Source organism: Rhodothermales bacterium (assembly GCA_041391505.1).
Taxonomy (GTDB): domain Bacteria; phylum Bacteroidota; class Rhodothermia; order Rhodothermales; family JAHQVL01; genus JAWKNW01.
The window spans coordinates 1-18026 of sequence record JAWKNW010000034.1; the positions used below are offsets into that span (position 1 = coordinate 1).

At 61.8% G+C, this 18026-nt stretch carries 20 protein-coding genes and 2 tRNA genes; 15 read left to right on the forward strand and 7 right to left on the reverse strand.

Annotated elements, in window-relative coordinates; all coding sequences use genetic code 11:
* On the forward strand, nucleotides 1-232 hold a 232-nt coding region (locus R2834_21915), incomplete at its 5' end, for a hypothetical protein (protein ID MEZ4703005.1).
* 88 nt (nucleotides 233-320) lie between these two features.
* On the opposite strand, the gene R2834_21920 is transcribed toward R2834_21915, so the two are convergent.
* The 6 genes from R2834_21920 to rpsT form a co-directional block, all read right to left on the reverse strand.
* Nucleotides 321-1175 (reverse strand): MbnP family protein, encoded by an 855-nt coding sequence (locus R2834_21920; GenBank protein MEZ4703006.1) that lies wholly within the window; start codon nucleotides 1173-1175, stop codon nucleotides 321-323.
* Nucleotides 1176-1405: 230 nt separating this feature from the next.
* Nucleotides 1406-1744 (reverse strand): hypothetical protein, encoded by a 339-nt coding sequence (locus tag R2834_21925; GenBank protein MEZ4703007.1) that lies wholly within the window; start codon nucleotides 1742-1744, stop codon nucleotides 1406-1408.
* A 111-nt stretch (nucleotides 1745-1855) separates the two neighbouring features.
* Nucleotides 1856-2833 (reverse strand): tRNA epoxyqueuosine(34) reductase QueG, encoded by a 978-nt coding sequence (gene queG, locus R2834_21930; GenBank protein MEZ4703008.1) that lies wholly within the window; start codon nucleotides 2831-2833, stop codon nucleotides 1856-1858.
* Between the two features lie 51 nt (nucleotides 2834-2884).
* Nucleotides 2885-4030, reverse strand: coding sequence for an OmpA family protein (locus R2834_21935; protein ID MEZ4703009.1), 1146 nt, complete (start codon nucleotides 4028-4030; stop codon nucleotides 2885-2887).
* 197 nt (nucleotides 4031-4227) lie between these two features.
* Nucleotides 4228-5160, reverse strand: coding sequence for a PKD domain-containing protein (locus R2834_21940; GenBank protein ID MEZ4703010.1), 933 nt, complete (start codon nucleotides 5158-5160; stop codon nucleotides 4228-4230).
* A gap of 393 nt (nucleotides 5161-5553) precedes the next feature.
* A complete protein-coding gene (gene rpsT / locus R2834_21945; protein MEZ4703011.1) occupies nucleotides 5554-5808 on the reverse strand; it encodes a 30S ribosomal protein S20 in 255 nt (84 codons plus the stop codon).
* 191 nt (nucleotides 5809-5999) lie between these two features.
* On the opposite strand from rpsT, the gene R2834_21950 reads away from it, so the two are divergent.
* The 12 genes from R2834_21950 to R2834_22005 all read left to right on the forward strand — a co-directional run bounded on the left by R2834_21950 (nucleotide 6000) and on the right by R2834_22005 (nucleotide 15080).
* Nucleotides 6000-6914, forward strand: a complete 915-nt coding sequence (locus R2834_21950) for a M23 family metallopeptidase (protein ID MEZ4703012.1) — start codon at nucleotides 6000-6002, stop codon at nucleotides 6912-6914.
* 85 nt (nucleotides 6915-6999) lie between these two features.
* The gene (locus R2834_21955; protein MEZ4703013.1) at nucleotides 7000-7410 is read left to right on the forward strand and encodes a polymer-forming cytoskeletal protein; all 411 of its coding nucleotides are present in this window, start codon (nucleotides 7000-7002) and stop codon (nucleotides 7408-7410) included.
* A 15-nt stretch (nucleotides 7411-7425) separates the two neighbouring features.
* Nucleotides 7426-7698: an AtpZ/AtpI family protein gene (locus R2834_21960; GenBank protein MEZ4703014.1), complete on the forward strand. Its 273-nt coding sequence runs from the start codon at nucleotides 7426-7428 to the stop codon at nucleotides 7696-7698.
* 134 nt (nucleotides 7699-7832) lie between these two features.
* Nucleotides 7833-8144, forward strand: coding sequence for a hypothetical protein (locus R2834_21965; protein MEZ4703015.1), 312 nt, complete (start codon nucleotides 7833-7835; stop codon nucleotides 8142-8144).
* Between the two features lie 11 nt (nucleotides 8145-8155).
* Nucleotides 8156-9337 carry a F0F1 ATP synthase subunit A gene (atpB, locus tag R2834_21970; protein ID MEZ4703016.1) on the forward strand — a complete coding sequence of 394 codons (1182 nt, stop codon included), beginning with the start codon at nucleotides 8156-8158 and terminating at the stop codon, nucleotides 9335-9337.
* A 60-nt stretch (nucleotides 9338-9397) separates the two neighbouring features.
* Nucleotides 9398-9634, forward strand: coding sequence for an ATP synthase F0 subunit C (gene atpE, locus R2834_21975; protein MEZ4703017.1), 237 nt, complete (start codon nucleotides 9398-9400; stop codon nucleotides 9632-9634).
* A gap of 95 nt (nucleotides 9635-9729) precedes the next feature.
* Complete coding sequence (gene atpF / locus R2834_21980) at nucleotides 9730-10269, forward strand: F0F1 ATP synthase subunit B (protein ID MEZ4703018.1); 540 nt, start codon at nucleotides 9730-9732, stop codon at nucleotides 10267-10269.
* Between the two features lie 94 nt (nucleotides 10270-10363).
* On the forward strand, nucleotides 10364-10915 hold the full coding sequence (locus R2834_21985) for a F0F1 ATP synthase subunit delta (GenBank protein ID MEZ4703019.1): 552 nt from the start codon (nucleotides 10364-10366) through the stop codon (nucleotides 10913-10915).
* Between the two features lie 57 nt (nucleotides 10916-10972).
* On the forward strand, nucleotides 10973-12565 hold the full coding sequence (gene atpA / locus R2834_21990) for a F0F1 ATP synthase subunit alpha (protein MEZ4703020.1): 1593 nt from the start codon (nucleotides 10973-10975) through the stop codon (nucleotides 12563-12565).
* A gap of 112 nt (nucleotides 12566-12677) precedes the next feature.
* Nucleotides 12678-13601 carry an ATP synthase F1 subunit gamma gene (atpG, locus tag R2834_21995; protein ID MEZ4703021.1) on the forward strand — a complete coding sequence of 308 codons (924 nt, stop codon included), beginning with the start codon at nucleotides 12678-12680 and terminating at the stop codon, nucleotides 13599-13601.
* 73 nt (nucleotides 13602-13674) lie between these two features.
* A tRNA-Ser gene (locus R2834_22000) sits at nucleotides 13675-13763 on the forward strand.
* Nucleotides 13764-13907: 144 nt separating this feature from the next.
* Entirely contained in the window at nucleotides 13908-15080 is a 1173-nt protein-coding gene (locus R2834_22005; protein MEZ4703022.1) for a T9SS type A sorting domain-containing protein, read from the forward strand.
* Between the two features lie 270 nt (nucleotides 15081-15350).
* Here R2834_22005 and R2834_22010 read toward each other — a convergent pair whose 3' ends face one another.
* Complete coding sequence (locus R2834_22010; GenBank protein MEZ4703023.1) at nucleotides 15351-16115, reverse strand: enoyl-CoA hydratase/isomerase family protein; 765 nt, start codon at nucleotides 16113-16115, stop codon at nucleotides 15351-15353.
* Between the two features lie 161 nt (nucleotides 16116-16276).
* Here R2834_22010 and R2834_22015 point away from each other — a divergent pair.
* Together R2834_22015 and R2834_22020 are read left to right on the forward strand one after the other, a co-directional pair.
* Nucleotides 16277-16363 (forward strand) — tRNA-Ser (locus R2834_22015).
* Between the two features lie 218 nt (nucleotides 16364-16581).
* Complete coding sequence (locus R2834_22020) at nucleotides 16582-17979, forward strand: TolC family protein (protein MEZ4703024.1); 1398 nt, start codon at nucleotides 16582-16584, stop codon at nucleotides 17977-17979.
* Nucleotides 17980-18026: the final 47 nt, after the last annotated feature.

Genomic DNA, 18026 nt, shown 5'->3' on the forward strand with positions numbered 1-18026 from the left:
GGCGCGGATCCGCGAATGCACGTTCCGGATCATGGCAGCTTGCGCACGATATCGTCCGGTCCGCCGAGAGTATCGGGTCGAAAAAGAGCCGTTTGCCCAGTTCGACTTTCCGCTCGTCCAGGGGATTAAAATCGGGTACCGGCACCGGCGGAAACGTCGGTGGCACCCGGAGGCGAACTTCGTCGGCGTGGTCTGGCGCCGCGAGGTCGCAACCGGCGAAAACGAGCAATAGAAGTAAACCAACAAGCGTTCGCATGACCGCACCTCGGCCGCGTGGGGCCGGGCCGGAGCGCTTGATACGCCCCGGCCCGCCACCGCTATCAGTGGGTGTGGTCTCCGGAGAGAACGTGCACGCCGTGGAAGTCAAAGGCTTCCGGCGTCTTCGCGCTCACTTTTTCTGCCACCGGGATATTGTTCATCGTATGGCAGATGTGTTGGGTCGGATCGCTGTAGTCTAGATCACCGAGAAACGCGGCATAGTCGATGATGACGTGAAGATCGTTTTCCGAACCGGGGCCGAGTTCGAATTCCTGATCGAACGTCATCGTGTTGAGGAACATCGGCGTGCCCAGGTGGACATCCCACTGCGATTCCGGCGTGCCGTCGCCGTCGGCATCGACGAGGCCGTCGAGACGGAGGAAGATGTAGCCGGCGTTCCACGACCAGTGGTTGTTGCGGTCGGTTTGGATGCCGAGGGGGTGCGTCTCAGGAATCTGGGAAGCATCCACATTGTTCGAGAGACCGCCGATCCCCATCGTCACCTTGAAGCCCTTGTAGGTGCCGGGATCAACGTCCCCCAGGTGATAGCTGGAGATGCTGGCGTCATGTTTGACGAGGACAATCTCTTCGTCCACCGTGTGCGCCACATCCGTGCCGTCCGTCAGCTTGGCCACTGTCGTCAGCGGCGTCTCGGCCAGAAGGACATGCTCTGTGCCATCTTCCTTGACGAGCGTAATGCCGGAGAGGTACATCCGAGCCGACGCAATGGTCAACGTGCGGCCGTTCAGCGTGTACTGCTGAACCCCGTCTGCAATAAGCGGGGTACCGTTAAAAACGGCTTCCAGATCGAAATTGACTGCTGCCGGCTCATCGTCCTGTACGGTCGTATCGCAGGCGGCAAAGGTGATCAGGATGAGGGCGATCAATCCAGAGCGGAAATAGGTAGTCGCGGTCATGGGAATATCACAATCCAAAGGTGAATGCGGGAGGATGCGGCGACACGACGTAGCCCGTGCTTACCTCGAAGCCAGACAAGCGCCAGGAAGCCGGGCAAGCGATGCTACGCGTGCCGGTCGTCCGCGGAATTAAGGATTCCAGATGGGGACCATGCAGGGTTGAAAGCGCAAAGACGCTGGGGCGGCCCCAGATCCGGGGCCGTCAGGACGCCACAAGGGGCGCCGTACGCTCAACCTATGGTGTGATAAAAGGGAGGTGCACGCGACTGAAATGCGCGAGGAGCATTATACGAGATCGACGCCACCGGAGGGAGCGGTGTGTAACCCTGTGCGCTAAGCCGGCCGTGCTCGATGGGCGTGGGCACAGCGGGAGCCGCGAAGGTCGCAAAAAGCGCGGCGTATTCGCACGTAATCGACGCCATCGGCCCGTCCATGAAGATGGCGCGGGTCGGCATCTTCTCCGGCATGACCTGCGTCGGGGCATGCCCGGCGGCGTGATGATGGGTGGAAGCCGCGACGTACACATCGCTCCACGCCATGAAGGCATAGTGCGATAGGGGGGCGAGCACAGTTCCCGTCAGGAAGGTGACGAGTATAAACGCCGAGCGGAGGTATGTACGACGGGCTAACATGACCGAGAACATACCTCACACGAATCTGAAATAAAAGCGGGGATTCACCTACATATCCGCCGCATCGTCGGCCCGGCCCGGCGTCAACGCCATACGCACATTCCGGATAAAACCTTCGAATTTGGTTCTTTTAACCGGGTTCTTCCGAAAACGCTGTCGAAACGCTTCGATATCGAGCTCGATCCATTCCTGAAGCTCCGTATCGACGATGCCTTCGCGGGGCGCATACCGCGGCTCCCGGGTCGGCTTCCTGAACTTATTCCAGGGACACACATCCTGGCAGATGTCGCAGCCGAAGATCCAGTTACCGAGCTGCTGCTGGAGAGCCGGCGGGATATCGTCTTCCCGATGTTCGATGGTGAGGTAGGCGATGCACCGGTTGGCGTCGACGGCGTAGGGCTGGTAGATCGCGTCGGTCGGGCAGGCGTCGATGCATCGGGTGCAGGAGCCGCAATGATCGGGGATGGGGCCGTCGGGTTCGAGGGGCACGTCGACGATCAATTCGCCGATAAAAAAATACGAGCCGAGGGTGCGACTGATGAGATTAGTGTGTTTGCCCATCCACCCCAGGCCGGCGCGGCGCGCCCAGGCCTTATCCATCACCGGAGCCGAATCGACAAAGGCGCGACCGGAGATGCCGCCGGCTTCGTCGTCGAGCCAGGCGTAGAGTTCGAGGAGTTTTTCCTTTAGCACCTCGTGGTAGTCGTCGCCCCAGGCGTACCGGCTGATCCGGCCGATGTCCGGATCGGGTGGATGCTCTGCCGGCTGGTAGTAGTTGTGCAGTACGGAGATGACCGTCTGTGCCCCGTCTACGAGGCGCCGGGGATCGACGCGTTTGTCGAAATGATTCGCCATCCACCCCATGGTGCCGTGGCGCCCTTCGGTGAGCCATTGTTCGAGGCGCAGCGCCTCGTCATCCAGCCGCTCCGCCAGAGAGACGCCGCAGGCGTCGAACCCCAGCCGGCGCGCTTCGGTTTTGAGCGCGTCGGTGAGTCGCCGGCGTGAGGCGGTGTCGAATCCAGGCATGGCGTACGGGCAGGGATCGGGGGCGGGATCCGCAAGATACGCCCTCCGGCGTTACGGTTCGCGGTAGCCCGGGAACGAGGTGCAGGCCGCCATCTCCGATTCGACACGCCGGTTGAGCGCGCACGACGGATCCTCCTTGAGGTTGCACGGCAGGGCGGCCCCCACGGCACGCAGCGCGAGGCGTTCTTCCGCCACGCCGCCGCCGACGTAGTAGTCGAAGACAAATTCGCCGCGTTCGCGGGCGATGCGATAGGCTTCTTCGTGCGTGTCGCCGCCCTCGGTGTAGCCGACCACCTTGACGCAGCAGGCCGGGTTGGCGAGCAGCGCCTCGACATTCTCGTCGAGCAGCGCGCGGGACGCCGGCGAGAGGGTCGTCTCGGTCGGATCGAAATAGATGGTGTTCAGCTGCACGATGACGCAGCGATCCGGCAGGGTTTCCTGCGGGAGCGCGGGCGGTTCGTATGGCGGAAAGGTCATGGGATCCGGCAGGGGTAGCGGCGGCACCTCGTCGATCTTGGTTTCGATGCGGCGCAGGTTGAACTTGAGGCCGGCGAGCACGAGCGACGTGTTGTGCGGATTGCGGTTCGCGGCGTTGCGGACCACATAATTAAAATTGACCCGGAAGCTTACATCCACGAAGGCCGAGAATCGGGGCGAGAGTCCGTAGTTCATCCCCAGGCCCACGGGAATGGTAAACACCGAACGCGAAGGCCCGTTTTGCAAGCCGCCCGGCTGATTCAGCTGCCCGGTGGGCGCGCCGAACGGATTGGCGATGAGGCCGCCGAACCCGGAGTAGACATACGGCAGCCAGCGGCTTTTCGACCCCGGCAGCGGCGTAAAGACGACCTGCGGCTCGAACCAGAACAGCTCGCGCTGCAAAAACTCATTCGTCGCGCTGGCGCCTTTCGCCCCGAAGTCGCTCAGGTTCGTGAGGCCGAACATCCCGCGAAAGAAAAACCGGTCGCGCACGATCGGGAACGACCCCAGCAGCACTACGGCAGGGTCGCTGGCGTGGGTGTAGTTGGACGAAGAGCGCGCCTGCGACAGATCTTCCCGGCCGTAGTAGGTGAACATGCCGAAGGCGACGCCGATATGCGCCTGCGATCCGCGGAACGGGACACGCTGCGCCGAGGCGGGGCTGACGACGGGGAGGAATACAACGATAAACGCGAATATGCGAAGGATCGAGCCTTTCATGGCGTCATCCGGACCGAACGGACGGATGTGATGAGGGGATGTGAATGCTGTCAGCTGATATTCGTCACATTCAAGAAGCCCCACGGTAGCAATGTTCCAGCAGGCGTGCGGCCGGCGCCCGCACCCCATAAAAAAAGGGGATCCGCCGAATCGGCGAATCCCCCTTTTCAAGACGGACACGTGTCAGAAAGCGTGGCTTAACGAACCGGGATCGTGTCTACACGACGATACTGTTCGATGCCTTCCTTCTTGCTCGTGGTGCCGGAGACGCGGCCCTTGCCGACGGCCATGGCGCGGCTGATGGCGATGCCATTGTCCGCATAGAACTGCTCGACGGCGCGCGCGCGGTCTTCCGAGAGGCTCTGCGCGTTGCGTTCGCCCGGAGCCGCATAGCCTTCAACGCGGACCGACGTATTCGGGCAGTCGTTGAGGATCTGCAGGTTCTCCTGGAGCGCGGCGCGGGCTTCCGGCGTGAGGACGCTCGAGTTGCGGGCGAAGTACGCGGCGTTCATTTCGATGACTTCGCTGCAGTATTCCGCTTCGAACACGTCGACGGTGATCGTCATCGAACGCGTGTCCGAGCCGGCGCTGTTCGTCGTCGTCAGGGACACCGTATAGGTGCCCGGCGTGTCGAACGTATAGCTCGGATTGGCCGAGGTGCTGCTCCCCATGTTGCCGAAGGACCAGCGATAGGTCAACGGCACATCGCCCCGCACGTTCGAGGTGAAGTTCACCGGGGTACGCGTGTTGGGGTTCTGGGGGTTGGCGCTGATCGTTACGATTTCAGCGGGCACAGGCGGGCGGAAAACAACAACCGTTGTTTCGCCGGAGTCCGGGCCTTTCTTGTTCGTGGCAGTAACGGTCACCGTATAGGTGCCGGGCTGGCCGAACGAGTGGCTGGTGGACTGACCGATGCCGGTGCGGCTGTCGCCAAAGTTCCAGTTGTACTCGATGGGTTCGCTGGCATCTTCATTGATGTTCGCCATGAAGGTGCCGCTTTCATTCGTCCTCAAGCTGTCGGGCCCAGTCACCGAAAGAACCTCGACTGCGGTCTTGCAACCGACCATGCTCAAGGCACCGATGAAAAGCACACCCGTGAGCAAAAGCGAGGAGCGTAGTTGTTTCATCATGTCGTTTTTCTCCTTGAGAGATATGTGATAATGCCGGTAAATGGATTCCGTCTCGCGCGTCGGGTAGGCGATCGCTCGACGCAAGGACCTTTTGCCGGCCGGGAAATTAAGCACGTTAAGACCGTAATTGCCAGAAATTACGATAAATTCTGCGTAATCAAGGGCGTGGGTGATAAAATAGCCCCTTTTTAAGTAAACATGCCAGCAAATACCCGGCCATAGCTGGCATTCCAGCGCTGCAACGGCGTTACAGCGAAGGATCGCAACCGCGATCCCTGCGCGACTTCAACGGGTGAAAACGCGCACCGCCGGCCCTCTGGCGAAGTATCCGGCCCCGATTCCTGTGAATCGGGACAAGGCGGTGGGAGTGGATCGTCGCCGGGTTCAGCGTGTTCAGCTGAGCGCGTTCACGTTCTTTTCAAGCCGGCTCTTATAATGCGCCGCCTTGTTGGCATGCAGGATGCGCTTGGAAGCCAGGCGATCCAGATAGGCCTTGACGGCCGGCAGAAGCGCCAGCGCCTTTTCCTTATCCTTCTCGGAGGTCAATCGTTTGATCAAGGTGCGCATCTTGCTGCGATGCATCCGATTCGCTTCGGTGCGCCGCTCCGTCTGCCGCACGCGTTTCGCCGCTGATTTATGCTGTGGCATAGTTAGTAAGACTTGAAAAGAGTGAACTTGGCGCGATTTTTTCGCCCGCCATAAACCATACGGCTCCGCGTAATGTTTCCCGCAAGGATCTATCGGACGCCTATTACATTATAGTTTCACGTTCGTGATCCCCTCGCTCTACGGCATGCCGGGAGGTGGATCGTGTCTGGGTTGTTACCTTTCAGGGCGAGATGTTGTTCAAGTTTCTGTCCGAATTCATCCGGGGCATCCGGAGCACCTACACCATCATCGTGATGGATGAGCGGCAGATCCAGGATCCGCGGCAGTATCGGGTCAAATCGAGCCGATTCGTGCAGTTCTGGCTGTTCTCGCTCCTCCTGGCCGGCGCGGTGGCCATCAGCGTCGTGGCGTTCACCCCGTTGCGGGAGTTGATCCCGAGCAACGGCACCGCCGAGATGCAGCGGCAGATCGTGGTCAACTCCCTGCGCGTGGCGTCGCTGCGGGATTCGCTCGAGGCCCAGCTGAGCTACGCCAGCCAGTTGCGCTCGCTCATGATGGGGCATGTCGATTCGACGCTGTTCGCGAAGGCCGAGGAACCCGTGAGCAACGCGACAATCGCGCAGCGCCAGCAATCCCGGAGCACGTTCGAGCCGTCGTCCTCGTTCTGGACGGACCACGAGCAGCCGGCGCTGACGATCCCGAGCATGCCGGCGAATTTTATTCCGGGCCCAAAGTTGGCGGCAACCGCCGGCGCACAGTATCTTTCGAGCGTGCAGTTCCCGGCGTTACCCCCCGTCGAAGGTTTTCTGACGCGGGGCTTCGACGCAAGGACAGGTCATTACGCCGTCGATGTCGCGGCTGAAGAAGGCAGCATCATCCGAGCAGTGGGCGACGGTTACGTCATCTTCGCTGATTGGACGCACGAGGGCGGCTATACCATCTCCGTCCAGCATGCGGACGGTTACGTGTCGGTTTACAAGCACGCCCAACAATTATTAAAACGCGTCGGCGACCGGGTGAGAAACCGCGAAGCGATTGCGCTCAGTGGCAATTCCGGCGAAATTACGTCGGGCCCACACTTGCACTTTGAGCTCTGGCTAAACGGATTGGCCCAGGACCCGCGCTATTTCTTCGTAGGGTGGTAGCGCTCTATCCACGCAAACTCCACCAGTTATGGCACTTTTCGGTAGCAATAAACAAGAACCCATGGCAAGGCAGCAAGTAACCAGCATGCCCTCCCCCAGCCAGATCAATATGATCGGCGAGGGCACCGTATTCGAGGGTACGCTTCGTTCGGAAAGCGACCTGCGCATCAGCGGTCGTATCGTCGGCAAGCTTCACGTCGGTGGCAAGGCCATCGTGGCGACGGAGGGCGTCGTAGAGGGCGAGATGATGGCGACCAACGCCGAGGTAGCGGGCAGCGTCCAGGGAGAGATCCGGATCAAGGAGCTCCTGGTTCTCAAGGGCTCCGCGCGCGTCGACGGCAACATCGAGGCGGCGCGCCTGATCGTCGAGGAAGGCTCGATCTTCAATGGCAAGTGCCAGATGACGAAGGAGACGGGCACGACGGCCAAGGTGCATCCCGTTTCGCAGGCGAACGCGCAGCACAACGAAAAACGCGTAGCCGCCGGCCAGGGCTGATCGCGCACCGCCGCGATGGCTTCCTCACCCCGATCCCCCCGCCCGACACACTGGCTCCAAGGCCTGGGAGGCGCACAGCGTTTCCTGGGCCTCGGCATTCAGGCCGGTGTGTCCGTGGCGTTTTATGTGGGCATAGGTCTCCTCCTCGATCGGCGTCTGGGAACCCTGCCCTGGCTCACCCTCCTCGGCGCAGGGCTCGGCATCGTCACGATGTTCGTCCTGTTTTTCCGCATCAACGCGCAGCTCAGTCAGGAACACGACGCCCGCGAAAAAGACGCAGAAGGCTGATTCCGCGCCCCGGAGGCGCTTTCATTTAGAATTCACCGGAAAAACCCTGTTATCGGGGCGCTTTCTTGGCGTTAGTGCGTTTTTCAGGCGGTTCTTTTGAACGAGCTGTATTTGAAGACGAGCAGATCCATCCGATGGTAACGACTGTATGGTTCGGCTTGCTGCTGGGTTTCGTCATCGGCGGCCTCTATGGAGCGGCCGTTTTCGGCGTGGTTAACCTGGCGAATCGATTCCAGGATAATCGGTTTCTGCTATTTGTCTTCGGCGGCATGCTGTTGCGCATGGTCGTCGTGCTCCTCGTAGTCAGCGCCGTTCTACTTTTTGTGCCCGTCCACATCGTCGCGTTCGCGTCCGCCCTGGCAGGATCCATCCTGCTCGGCCTGGGACTCGAGGTGTGGATTCTGTACCGCCGGCTCCTGTCGAAGTCCGGCTCCGTTAAGCAGTAAGCGCTTTTAGCATGCCTATACATTCGGTACGCAGCGGTCGCCTTCGGGCTCTATTCGCCGCCGCGCTCATCCTCATTGTATCCGCCTTTCCCGCTCCGGCCGCCGCGTCGGACGACGAGAGCAACCCGGACGCCGTCGGGCACTCGGCCGACGGGTACTATTTTGACCTGATGGTCGGGCACAAGATCATCGAGCTGCCGCGCCTGCTGCTGGTCCGCGGCGCGGATGGCGGGCTCCGGTTCGACGCCTTCGGCTCCACGCACAGCGCGCTCGAGCACGGCGACTACACGCTGCTGGACGTCGAGGGGCATCCGATGCACGCCGAGGAGGTGCACGAGCTGATGGAAGCCGGGCACCGGCACCTCTACTACAAGCTGGTTCCGGCCGCCGGTTCGATGGTGATCGACTTTTCGATCACACGGCAGATCCTCTTCGTGTTTATCTCGGCCCTCGTGCTGCTCATCATCGCGTTCCGGCTGGCCGCGCGCTACCGGGCCGGCTACGGCGTGACACAGGCGCCGAAGGGCCGCTGGCAAAACATGATGGAGGTCTTGATCCTCTTCATCCGCGACGAGATCGCGAAGCCGGCGATCGGCGCGCACTACGCGAAATACACGTCGTATCTGACGACCGCTTTTTTCTTCATCCTGCTGGGCAACCTGCTGGGTCTGGTGCCGTGGGGCGTAACGGCCACCTCGAACATCATGGTGACCGGAACGCTGGCGTTCTTCACGTTCATCATCACCCAGTTCTCGGGCAGCAAGGACTACTGGAAGCACATCCTGTGGCCTCCGGGCGTGCCGGTCGCCATCAAGTTCATCCTCATTCCCATCGAGATCATCGGCATCTTCACCAAGCCGATCGCCCTCGCCTTCCGTCTCTTCGGCAACATGATCTCGGGCCACATCGCCATCGTGAGCCTGCTCGGCCTCATCTTCATCTTCGCGCCGATCGTGAACCAGATCGAGTCGATGTGGCTGTCCGGACCGCTGAATGCGATCATCATCGTCTTCAGCATGGCGCTGACCATCTTTATCTATGTGCTGAAGATCCTGGTGAGCTTCATCCAGGCCTATATCTTTACGATGCTCTCCGCCGTGTTTATCGGCATGGCTCGCGAGGAGCATCACCACGACGACGAGTACGCGTCCGAGTCAGCGTCGGCAGGCAGCCTTGCCCACGCCGCGCATTGATCGCGACACGCACCGGAACGAGTTTCAATCAATCACCAACGACAACGTACCTCAAACCATATGGGTAACTTAGGTCTAGCTTACATCGCAGCAGGTATCGGGCTTCTGGGCGCCGCTCTCGCGGCCGGACTGGGCATCGGGCGCATCGGCGGCTCGGCGGTCGAAGGCATCGCGCGTCAGCCGGAAGCCGTCAACGACATTCGCGGCACGGCCATCCTGCTGAGCGCCTTTATCGAAGGCGTCGCGATCCTCGCCGAAATCTTCGCGCTCGTATTCTTCTTTATCGCGCAGCCCTGAGCCGTCACATCCGGTTTTTTTGCCCCGGCATGCGGTCCGGTCCATCGAGATGGCGCCGGACCCTGCCGGCAGAAAGCCCTTAACGCTACGAACGTATGATGTTGGCAACGATGCTTGTCAGCCTCCTGTCCGACGACCCGACGCCGGCTCTCCTCAAAGTCGACCCCGGTCTGGCTATCTGGACCGCGCTGACGTTCATCGCCGTTCTGGTGCTGCTTTCCCGCTACGCCTGGCCTACGATCTCGAAGGCCCTCGAAACGCGGGAAATGACGATCCAGGAGTCGATGGACCGCGCCGAAAAGGCGCTCGCCGAAGCGCGCCAGATCCAGTCGGACAACGAGGTGGCCCGGCGCAACGCCGAGCAGCAGGCCCAGACGATCCTTCGGGAAGCCCGCGAGGCCTCCGAACAGATCCGCGCGACCGAAAAGGACAAGCTCCAGGCAGAGATCGCCCGGATCCGTCAGGCCGCAGCGGCCGATATCGAGCAGCAGAAACAGAGCGCCATCGAGGAGCTGCGCAAGCAGGTCACCGATCTGGCGATCGATGCGGCCGGCAAGATCCTGCGCGAAAACATGGACTCCGACCGGCAGCGCAAACTCGTCGACCAGTTCATCGACGAGCTGCCCAAGAATTGAGTTCAACGTTCGATGTTCAAGGGTTAAGGAGCGTGATCCCGTCACATTCCTTATCTCGTTGAACCTGGAACCTTGATCCTTAAACCGTAACACCATGAGCCAGACGATTGCCCGGCGCTATGCCCGCGCGCTCTATGAGTTGGCGGAGCAGAAGCAATGCGTCGATCGCGTCGACGAGGACGTGGCGATGATTCTGGAGAGCCTGCACGGTTCACCGGAATTGACGCGCTTCCTGGCGGACCCGATTCTGAACGCCGACAAAAAGGGCGATGTAATCAAGAAGCTGTTCGCTACGCGGCTCCAGGATGTGACCCTGTCCTTTCTGGTGCTGTTGGTCGAGAAGCGGCGGGAGTATCTGCTCTCCGACGTGGCCCGGAGCTATCATGCGCTCCGCGACGAGCACATGAACGTGGTGCGCGCCGAGGCGCGCGTCGCGATCGCGCTGAGCGAGGCCGAAGAACAGACGCTGGCTCGCGCCATCGAAAAGCTCACGGGGCAAACCGTGCGGCTGGAGACGCGCATCGATCCGTCGATCATCGGCGGCGTCGTGGTCCGCGTGGGCGACACGGTGTACGACCGGAGCGTCCTGAATCAGCTATCGCGCCTGAAGGACCAGCTGGAGCAGCGCGCGCTGTCCTCGAACTGACCCGTATTGAACTGACGCCCGCACCCAACGCACAACGCAATTTTGAGATAGAGATTTATGGCAACGGCAATTCGACCCGATGAAGTGACCGCCGTCCTGAAAAAGGAACTGGGCGGCTTCGAAGCAGGCACGGACATCTACGAAGTAGGTACCGTACTGCAGGTTGGCGACGGTATCGCGCGCATCTACGGCCTGGCGAACGTCCAGGCCGGCGAGCTGATCGATTTCCCGTCCAGCGGCGTCACCGGCATGGTGCTCAACCTGGAAGAGGACAACGTCGGCGCGGTGCTCTTCGGGGAAGCCAACCTGGTCCGGGAGGGCGACGAAGCCCGCCGCACGAGCCGGATTGCTTCGATCCCGGTGTCCGAAGGCATGCTGGGCCGCGTGATCGACCCGCTCGGCAACCCGATCGACGGCCGTGGGCCGTTCGGCGGCGAGGCGTTCGACATGCCGCTCGAGCGCAAGGCGCCGGGCGTCGTCTACCGCCAGCCGGTGACCGAGCCGTTGCAGACCGGCATCAAGGCCATCGACGCCATGATCCCGATCGGCCGCGGCCAGCGCGAACTCGTCATCGGCGACCGCCAGGTGGGTAAAACCGCGGTGCTGATCGACACGATCATCAACCAGAAGTCGACGCACCAGACCGACAAGCCGGTTTTCTGCATCTACGTGGCGGTGGGTCAGAAGAACTCGACTGTGGCCAGCGTGCGCCGCGCCCTCGAGGAAAACGGGGCGATGGATTACACGGTGATCGTCAATGCGCCGGCGTCCGCGCCGGCTCCGCTCCAGTTCATCGCGCCGTTCGCCGGCGCCTGCATCGGCGAGTACTTCCGCGACACAGGTCGTCACGCGTTGGTGATCTACGACGATCTGTCGAAGCAGGCCGTGGCGTATCGCCAGGTGTCGCTGCTCCTGCGCCGCCCGCCGGGCCGCGAGGCGTATCCGGGCGACGTGTTCTACCTCCACAGCCGCCTCCTCGAACGCGCCGCCAAGATCAACGCGACCGATAGCGTGGCCCGGCAGATGAACGACGTGCCGGCCTCGCTCAAGGGCAAAATCAAGGGCGGCGGTTCGCTTACGGCGCTTCCGGTCATCGAAACGCAGGCCGGCGACGTCTCCGCCTACATCCCGACGAACGTGATTTCGATCACGGACGGCCAGATCTACCTGGAGGCCGACCTCTTCAACGCCGGCGTCCGCCCCGCCATCAACGTGGGTATCTCGGTCAGCCGCGTCGGCGGCAACGCGCAGACCAAGGCGATGAAAAAGGTAGCCGGCACGCTCCGCCTGGACCTCGCCCAGTTCCGCGAACTCGAAGCCTTTGCCAAGTTCGGCTCGGACCTCGACGCCGCCACGCAGCGCCAGCTTCGCCGCGGCGAACGCCTGGTCGAAGTGCTCAAGCAGGGCCAGTACCAGCCGGTGGCCGTCGAGAACCAGATCGCCGTCCTGTACGCCGCGACGCAGGGCCTGCTCGACGCCATCCCGGTCGACAAGATCAAGCAGTTCGAGAAAGAACTCATCGAACGCCTGAGCCTCTCGCACGCCGGCGTGCTGGAAAGCATCACCAAGACCGGCGCCATGAGCGACGAGGCCGCGCAGGTGCTCAAGAAAGTCGCCCAGGATCTCGCGAACGTATTCGTCAACAGCTGAGGGTTCCAGGTGTCGGGTCTGACGTTGCCGGCTGCTTCCGACGGACGCATCCTGCGCGCGAACCCGACAGGCCACCCGGAATCCGCCACGTGAAACCTGAAACCCGTTAGTTATGGCGAGCCTTCGCGATATCCGCAAGCGAATCTCTTCGGTAAAAAGCACCCAGCAGGTGACGCGCGCCATGAAAATGGTGGCGGCCGCTAAGCTGCGCAAGGCGCAGGAACGCACGTTCGAGATGCGCGCGTACGCCTACAAGATCGGGGAGATCATCAGCCACCTGAAGCAGCACATCGACCCGACGGCGCACCCGCTTTTCAAGCCGCGCGACGAAGTGAACGGCGTGTTGCTCATCATCGTCACCGCAGACCGCGGCCTGGCCGGCGCCTTCAACGCCAACATCATCAAGCTGGCGGAGCAGACGATTGCGGAGCGTTATCAGCGCTACCAGGAAGCCGGCACGCTGCATCTGATCTGCGTGGGGCGTAAAGCGCACGAGCATTTCAAGCGCCGCAACTTCCAGCTGGTGGGCGACTTCCGCGGCGTGTTCAACGACCTCGATTACGAGGACGCCAGCCGCATCACGAACACGGCGGTGAACGGCTACGAGGAGGGACGCTGGGACGAAGTGCACGTGGTGTACAACGAATTCAAGAACACCATCTCGCAGAACCGCATCGTAGAACCTGTCCTCCCGATTCCGCCCGAGCAGTTCCGCACGCCCGTGATGGAAAAGGAGGTGGAGCACGTAGCCACGAAGAAGGAAGGGCAGTCGGTCGATTACATCTTCGAGCCCGAACCGATCTCGATTCTTCACGTGCTGGTGCCGCGCTTTCTACACTTCACGATCTGGCGCGCGCTGCTGGAATCGAATGCCGCCGAGCAGGGTGCGCGCATGGTGGCGATGGACAACGCCACGTCCAATGCCGAAGACCTGCTGCGCGACCTCCAGCTCAAATACAACCGGGCCCGTCAGGACGCGATCACCAAGGAACTGATCGAAATTACGAGCGGCGCGGACGCGCTCGCATCGGCGTAAAAATGATCGCCGGCGAGCGAACCACGCCCCAGATCGTGCGTTGCACGCATACATACCGTTTTCAGTCAGCCCCGGAGAGGTGGGTGAGAGGCTGAAACCACCGGTTTGCTAAACCGACGTACGTAGCAATACGTACCGCGGGTTCGAATCCCGCCCTCTCCGCTAAAGCCCCGGAAGTCGTCTTCCGGGGCTTTTTTGCTTGCAGAAGGCCATTCCGCACGGCATCGCCGGCGAGACAATTAGGGAATGTATCCCTTCGCCGGACCGGGTATTCACCATGTCCCCCCTCTTTCCTTGCCGCCGACCATGAAGCCTACCTTCTTTTCCGCCCTTTCCGCCCTCGTCCTGCTGGCCTTTGCCGGCCACACGTTCATGGCCGAAACGCGGCTCCCGCCGGCGCGTACGGGCGCGCTGTATGTCTCCAGCTACGGTGGCGACAAGGTTACGGTATACGACTCAACCGGCGCCTACCTGCGCGACATCGAGCACGACGACCTCTCCGGTACACGCGGCATCGTCTTCGGACCCAACGACCGCATCTATGTCGCGAGCCAGAGCAACGACCAGATCCTGGCGTTCGGCATCGACGAGCAGTTCATCACCTCGTTCACGCACGCGGAGCTGGACGGCCCGACCGGGATGGCGATCTCGCCGGCCGGCGAACTCTACGTCGGCAGCTTCAACAACGACCAGGTCGTGGTTTTCGATCTCGAAGGCAATTACCTGCGCTCCTTCACCGGAGGCACGCTCAATGGCACCAACTGCGTCGCCTTCGACTCCCACGGCAACATCTATGTATCGAGCGCCCTCAACGCGCTCATCATGAAGTTCGACCCTGACGAACAGTTCGTGACCTCGTTCACGGGCGGCAACCTGCTCAGCCCGATGAGCATCGCCCGCGATGTGAACGACCTGCTCTACATCTCCGGTGGAAGCTCGAACAACATCGTGGTGTTCGACACCACCGGCGCCGTCCAGGGCACGATCACGCATACGGACCTCTCCGCGCCACAGGGCATCGCCTTCGACGATCGGGGGCATCTGTTCTCCACGTCCTTCAGCAAGCACCTGATCGTCGAGTTCGACGCCGACAGAAACTACGTGCGCACCATCACCGAGGGCGGGCTTCAGGTGCCGCGGAGCGTCGCGTTCCAGCCGCTGCCCACCGCAACATCCGCCGAGCGCGCGGAGCAGTTGCTCGCCGGCTTCGTCCTCCATCCCACGTTCCCCAACCCCTTCCGCGACGAAAGCACGATTCGCTACACCGTCCCGGCCGGCGAACGCCACCTCTCCATCGAGCTGTTCGACCTCCAGGGCCGACGCATCGCCACCCTGTTCAACGGCACAGCCCCCGCCGGCGAGCAGGAAGCCGTCTGGGATGGCCTCGACGCGCGCGGCCAACGCGTCCCTCCCGGCATCTACGTGGTCCGCCTCCAAACAGGAGAAGCCTTCATCTCCCGAAAAATGGTGCGGCTGTAGGCGAGTGGTTACAGGTTGGCAGGTTACAGGTTCGCAGGTTACAGGTTGGCAAGTTACAGGTTCGCAGGTTGGCAGGTCGGAACGTCAGCAAATCACCTATCGACCCACATCCCCCCATGACCAGTGACCCATGACCAATGACCGATGACCGGTGAGCGAAGCGAACCCCTGACCGGTGAGCGAAGCGAACCCCTGACCGGTGAGCGAAGCGAACCCCTGACCGGTGAGCGAAGCGAACCCCTGACCGGTGAGCGAAGCGAACCCCTTCCCCTACCGATACTTCTGCAACGCCGCCTGCGCTTCGGGGGACAGGATGAGCCGGCCGCTCAGCGCCGCGCGCTCGGGCAGCAGGGTCTCCCAGTGGTCCGTCCCCTCCCAGAGCAACCGTTTGAACGCCGCCGTGGCATCGGGATTCATCGCCGCGATGCGCTCAGCCATGCTGACTACGGTCTCTTCCAGACCTTCTTCCGTCGAAAAAACATCGGCGAAAAGTCCTTTCTCCTGCGCCCAGGATGCCGACTTGAAGTTGGACGCATCGATCGCCAGATGCCCGAAGGCCGCCGCCCCGATCTTCCGCTGAATGGCCGGCCCGACGACGAAGGGGCCGATGCCGATCGACAATTCGCTGAGCCGGATCGAGGCGTGTTCGGACGCGAGCGCATAGTCGACCGCCGCCGCCAGCCCGACGCCGCCGCCGATCGCCTTGCCCTGTATGCGGCCGATGATGAGGCGCGGGCATCGCCGGCAGGCATCGATCACGCGCGCGAAGCCCATGAAGAAGGCCCTGCCGGCTGTTTCGTCACGGATGGCCGCGAGTTCGTCGAAGCTCGCGCCGGCGCAGAAGGTCCGGCTGCCTCCGCTCCGCAGGATGACCACCCGCACATCCGGATGCGCGCCGGCGTCGTCGATCGCCGCCGCCAGGGACGCGAGAATGACGCCGGGCATGGCGTTGTGGATCGGTGTGCTGAAGGTAATCGCCGCGATGCCGCGATCGATCTCCAGCCTGACTTCTCCCGGGCTCTTCGTTGGTTCCATGGCTGTACGGTAGATGATCAGGCGCGCGCACCTGAGAATGGCAAGAAAACGTTAAGAACGTTAAAAATAGCGTGCAGGACCAGATTTCTGAACAGCCCTATCGCTCTCGCGTAGAATACGCGCTTTTCAGGCATAATACCATGTGTGCGATGTGCGTTTACGGAGGGGTGGCAGAGCGGTTGAATGCACTGGTCTTGAAAACCAGCATACCTTCGCGGGTATCGAGGGTTCGAATCCCTCCCCCTCCGCATCGGCGTAACAACTGAAAAGTCTCGGCGTAAAGGACCGATGTGAATCGACTGCGGCGCACCGTATTCCCCGTCCGCCCGATCGGCATCGGATAGCAACGGGCCGGGGAATGCGACCAGACCACCTGTCGTCCTGTAGGGCGATACCGCGCCATACGCAACCGAGCAGAACCGGTACCACTACTCAGGATTGTCACGAAACCTCTATGATGGAGTCCATGCCCTCAACACAAGCCCTTCGCCGGCCTATCGCAGGCATTATTACGGGCATCGCCCTGATCCTGGTCGCCCTCGGGTTCGCCCCGCATACGGCCGCCGCCCAGAACCCGACGCGTATCACGTTTGACGAAGCCGTCCGCATAGCGCTCGAGCAAAACGTCTCCCTCCAGCGGGCGGCCAACAACCGCGAGTTCGACGCCATCGGCCTGAGCCGGCAGCGTAACCAGTTTCTCCCGGACCTGCAGTTCAACAGCAACGGATCGCAAAACTACGGTCGTTCGTTCGCCGGCGAGTTCGGCGTCATCAACACCACGACCCAGAACTTCGGCGCCTCGCTCTCGAGCAACGTAGTGCTGTTCGACGGTTTCGGCCGGACGGCCTCGTTGCACCAGGCGGAAAACTCCCTCGAGGCAAGCGATCATGACCTGACGCGCCAGCGGCAGACGGTTGTGTTCAACGTCATGTCCAGCTATCTGACGCTCCTCGAGCGCCGCGAGCAGATCCGGATCCAGACGGAGAACCTCGAATCGCAGCGCCAGCAGCTCATCCAGATCGAAGAGTTTACGAACGTGGGATCCCGCCCAATTTCGGACCTCTACCAGCAACAGGCCAGCACGGCCAATGCGGAGCTGACGCTGATCAACGCGGAGCGACTCTACCAACTCGGTGAAGTCAACCTGATCCAGGTGCTTCAGCTCGACCCGTTCGGCGCCTACGAATTCGTTTCGCCCGAAGTCACCGACGCCGATCTCATCCTCGAACAGTACGACGTCCCGAACATGCTCCAGCAGGCGTTCGACCTGCGTTCCGACCTCCGCGCGCGGGAAGCCGACATCGTCGCGTCGCGCGAGGGCATCCGGGCCGCACGTTCCGGCTACTGGCCGCAGCTCAGCTTCGGCGTATCGACGAGCTCCGGCGCGAACAGCGGGATCTTCGACCGTTCCGGCGCCAACTTCTTCGACCAGTTCACCGACACCCAGCGCGCCAGCAACCTGCGGCTGAACCTGAGCGTCCCGCTCTTCAATCGCTTCACGACGTCCAACAACATCCAGCAGTCGAAGGTGCAGTACGACAACGCCCGCCTGGCGCTGGAAGACCTGCAGCAGAACATCGCGCTCGACGTGCGGCAATCGTACCTTGACTACGTGTCCGCCGAAAAACGCCTCGACGTATCCGAGAAACAGCTGATCGCCGCCCAGCAGGCCCTGACGGCGGAGCAAGAGCGTTACAACGTGGGCGCGGCGACGCTCGTCGAACTGTCCCAGGCGCGCGCCAGCTTCGTGCAGGCATCGAGCGACCGGACCCAGGCCCGGTACGATTTCCTCTTTCAGAAAAAGCTGATCGACTACTACATGGGCCGGCTTAATCCCACCGAGACGCTCTTTCAGCAACCATAACATCCTTTAGCGGTTAATACGAGGCTCCGAAAGGAGCCTCGATCGCT